Raw genomic sequence first — 4,419 nt, forward strand, 5'->3', positions numbered from 1 at the left:
GCTTACCCTCAGGAACCTCATTGCCACTAGCAGTAGCATCACCAGAAATCGAAGGCTTAGGAGTGTCAGATTCTGGTTCTACCTGGATGCTGACATTATCTCGCCCTTTTGGCACTCCAGAAGCGGATACTAATTCGACTGGAACCTCACGAAGCCCATCGGTATTAGCGTTTTTGCCACCTTTCACCGTGACATTTCCGGTGGAAGGGTCAATCGATAGATATATATCGTCAGATGGATCATCCGGAGTCTCGCCGTTAAATGCAAGCTGCGTGTTGTCACCGATCTGCGGGACTAAGCCATCAGGCAATTCTTTCGGGAAGCGGAAGACATCTCCATCACGCTTTTGAAGTGGTGCTGGTAACGTTGGTTCTCCGCTGTCTTTAGTCCTCTGGTCGCCCGAGTCAGATGATGCGATTTTGACAGGCTCGTCTGGGTATCCCAAGTCATCCGTCGGCTGTGACGAAGCAAATTCCTTTGGAATATCTTCTTTTGCGATACATTCCCCAACGTCTCCCATTCGCTGCGGATATAGTCCAAAGTTTTGAGCCGAAGTTGTACTCAAATCGGTGCTGCCAAGAATGACGCCGCCATGTTCTTGTGTGACACGGATCTCTTGTCCAGCAGTCAACTTAATGTCTGCAGGCAGAGTTAAGGACCACTCGCCATTCGGCTGAACCTTAGTGGTAAATAGCTTGTCGTAGCCAGCAACCTGGACGGTCACTGGCGCAGGTACTTTACCCCTGCCTGAAATCTTAGCCCCTTCGCTTGCGTCAGTCCCAGTCTTGACTGTCACTGGGTTCACACTTGGGGGAACGACCGGCGCCTTAGCATCTCCCACAGTAACGCGAACCGGCAATGACTCAACACCATCTTTTAGTTGTGTGACAGAAACAATCGTGTTTTCCGTCAACCGGTTGTCTGGGATGCTTAGTCTCCAATTTCCCGCCGGACCAGCATTTGTAGTCTCTGTCCACTTCACAGTTCCGTCAGGGTTGAGCCCCGAAACACGAATCTCCGCACGGTTTTCACCGTTTCCTCGAAGCTCTTTAGTTTCGTTGGTAATCTGTTGTGTCTGAAGGAGACTGGTGTTGTCTAGATCCGACGTTTCTGCGACGAAAGTCGTGGTGGCGCGGGACATCGTATTACCAAACTGAAACAGCTCACGCTGGTTAGTTGGGTTAACAAATTTTTGGCCGGGTTTACACTGATCAGCCCGTTGGGCGAGAGAAGGCCCAACTTGGATTTCCTGCTCGAATAGCCAGACATGCTGTTTTCCAGTGTTCGGATCAGTCCAGCGGGCGCGCATTGGAACCGAACGCGTTTTTCCATCAGCGCTGTTAGATAGACCGAACAGGATTTGTCCAGTGTTTTCAACCACATACGGGTGGTTGTCACTACCAAGCGGCTGCACAAGCTGCGTCCCCGCATTACCATAGTTCAGGCTTTTCGGATCGTTATCATCTGAGCGCGAAAATCCGTACCAACCTAGCCGTTGGCCACCTATTGCGCGAATCCCCGTATTAAAAGTCCAATCAGGATTCTGCAGTTCAAATTTAGTTCCTTCTGGGAAGAAAGTACCTGCAAGAATTCCGGTACTACGAACTGTCCGGGCACCCTGCTCTCTGTTTGTTTCAAGACCCGCTTGTTGATTTGCATAAAAAGTTGGCGGGTTCTTCTTAAGCTTTACAGGTTCATTATTGTTATTCTCCTGCGCCTGCGCAGGAGCCGAAATCTCGGGGTAGGCAACGGACTGCGCGAATGGTGCAACCAGCGCCACCGAAAGAGCAGCGGCCGCGATGGTAACGCCTTTACGGCGCACAGCCTTGTTCATGGGAATTTGGTTATTCAAAGTAATTCCTTCCGGGAATCAGACGTCGCCCCATCTTTGGGGTCAGGGAAATTCAAGCTGAACAACAAGCTTGCTACCGACAAGATACAGGCTTCTTTCAGGGATCGGCAAGCCTAATTCGGCTGAAACCTAGCAGCATACCTTGGTTTTCGCGGTAAAATTCCGTACCCTATCGAACAATAGAGAGCTCTTAGCTGTTCGTTTCCCGAAAACTGTTGAACAACAATAGAACAAAAATCTTTATGCTTGATGAGAAAAATTACATTCCTGTAACGCCATCGAATCAGCAAAACCACAAATAGGTACTCGCAAGGCGCGGGGATGAATTACTATACGAGGGCGAATAACGGAAATTCCCGTGGCGGAAATCAAGCCCGCCAGGGGAATAATGAGCTGGAGACGAGACTCGAACTCGCAACCGACGCATTACAAGTGCGTTGCGCTACCAATTGCGCCACTCCAGCACCGTGCACCCATTCCTCGCAACCATTACTGTATCTACACAGCAATGCGATATGCGCGGGGCACGAGAAAACATTTTAGCCCAGGCGTCGGCAAGAGAAAAATTACCCCGCCAGCCAGGGCACTCTTCCGGACAGAAAACCTCACCGCCAAAGCATGTAAAATCCCCACAGACTGTACTGACCACCCCAGCAACCGCGCGATATGAGGTATAGCCACTGTGTCTTGGTTGAACAACCTGAAAACAAACCTGCGGGGCACCGGCTCCAAGATATCCACCGTCGACGCCGCCAAAGCCGCTCCACCGCCATCGCCGCTGGCGCCGGTGGATCTCACCAACCCCGCGCACTTGACCGGCGTGATGGAGATCGCCGCCCGCATCGGGGAAATCCTGATCTCCTCCGGCAACTCCAACTCAGACGTGCGCGCACAGATCCACTCGGTGCTCAGCGCCTACGGCCTGTACCAGGCACACGTGGATATCACCACAAAAACGATCACCATCCACGCCAATATCGGCACCATCAACGAGCGCATCCCCGTCAACGTCTTCCGCGTAGCACCAGACCTGACGGTGGACTTCTCCAAACTCACCGCCGTGGACCGGCTAATCCGCTCCATCCAATCCGGTGCCACCCCGCCAGAGCGCGCCGAGCAGATCCTCGACGACATCATGGCTGAAACGCCGCCACACTCGCCGAAGATGGTCAACGTCGGATGGGGCATGCTGGGCGGCGGCGTATCCGTGATGCTCGGTGGCGATGCCGGAGTGGGAATCCTGGCGTTCATCATCTCGTTTGCGATCATGGCCACCAACTCCTGGTTGTCGAAATTCCGGCTGCCCGCGTTCTACCAAAACGTGGTGGGCGGGTTCATCGCCACGGTGCCCGCAGCTGGGTTTTATACCTTCGCCAGCTATATCGGCTGGACGTTCTCGCCGTCCTATCTGATTGCATCCGGCATCATCGTGCTGGTGGCAGGTCTTACCCTGGTGCAGTGTTTCGTCGACGGCATTACCGGCGCGCCGGTCTCATCGGCAGCCCGGCTTTTCGAAGCGATGCTCATGACGGGCGCGATTGTCGGCGGTGTGGCACTGGGCATCCAGTTCGCGATCCTCGTCGGCTGGCAACTTCCCCCACTAGAGCACACCAGCCCACCAAACGCGCATGAAATCCCGCTGCGCATCGTGCTCGGTGCGCTGTCGTCTGCCGGATTCGCCTTCGCCTGCCAAGCACGCCGTTCCGCTGTGGCGGTCGCAGGGGCCACCGCTGGTGCAGGCATGGTCTTTTATTACGGCATCATGGTGCCCCTCGGCGCCGGCGTCGTGCTGGCTTCGGGGGTGACAGCAGGCATCATCGGCTTGGCCGGTGGCTTGCTGGCTCGCCGGTATGAAATCCCACCGTTGATCGTCGCCGTCTGTGGCTATACCCCGATGCTTCCTGGCCTCATGCTCTACCGTGGCATGTACGCAATGATCAACGACCAAGCCATCGTCGGTTTTTCCAATGCCGGTGGCGCCATCGCAATTTCCGCAGCCCTAGCAGCAGGTGTGGTCTTTGGCGAAAAAGTCGCCCGCAATCTGCGCCGCCCACGCTCCTACCGCGCCTACGCCGCCGTGCAACGCGCCGGACGGTTCTCCTACCGCCAGGCTGCACGCGCGGCCGCCAAAGGCAGCTCTGCGGCACGGCGAATTCCACGGGGAGGAAGCGAGCTTGCGAGCAAGGGGCCGTCGACAAGCACCTCGGCACGCAACGAGCCCGAGAAATAGCGTAGAATGGCGCAGTTGAAGGCAACAAGGCAATACCAGATCCGTATGACATCGCTCCAGGAGGAAGCACTCCATGCCACCAAAGGTCACTGACAAGCACCCCGACGTAGAGCAAGAACAGGCAGTCGAAGAGCAAACCGCATCGTCTGCGCGGCGCATCGTTGCCACCTACGCCGAGGACTTCATGGATGGCGTGACCCTGATGTGCATGCTGGGCGTAGAACCCGAAGGTCTGGTGCACTCCAAGGTCTTAGCCGAACAAAACCCGCAGCCAGCTGAAGAAGACGAAGCTGGCGCAAAGAAAACCACGAAGAAAGCTTCCAAGAAGGCATCAAAG

2 protein-coding genes, 1 tRNA gene and 1 pseudogene are annotated in these 4,419 nt (G+C 55.2%); 2 read left to right on the forward strand and 2 right to left on the reverse strand.

Features of this window, described 5'->3' with window-relative positions; genetic code table 11:
- Both RCH87_RS01480 and RCH87_RS01485 read right to left on the reverse strand, forming a co-directional pair.
- Window positions 1-1,852, reverse strand: a 1,852-nt coding sequence (locus RCH87_RS01480; RefSeq protein ID WP_306514979.1) for a hypothetical protein, incomplete at its 3' end; no start/stop codon positions are given.
- A 391-nt stretch (window positions 1,853-2,243) separates the two neighbouring features.
- A tRNA-Thr gene (locus RCH87_RS01485) sits at window positions 2,244-2,316 on the reverse strand.
- A gap of 218 nt (window positions 2,317-2,534) precedes the next feature.
- On the opposite strand from RCH87_RS01485, the gene RCH87_RS01490 reads away from it, so the two are divergent.
- Window positions 2,535-4,082, forward strand: coding sequence for a threonine/serine exporter ThrE family protein (locus RCH87_RS01490; protein WP_306514980.1), 1,548 nt, complete (start codon window positions 2,535-2,537; stop codon window positions 4,080-4,082).
- 73 nt (window positions 4,083-4,155) lie between these two features.
- Window positions 4,156-4,419: pseudogene (locus tag RCH87_RS01495) on the forward strand (histone); the annotation flags it as partial.

The organism is Corynebacterium sp., from assembly GCF_030826625.1.
GTDB lineage: Bacteria > Actinomycetota > Actinomycetes > Mycobacteriales > Mycobacteriaceae > Corynebacterium.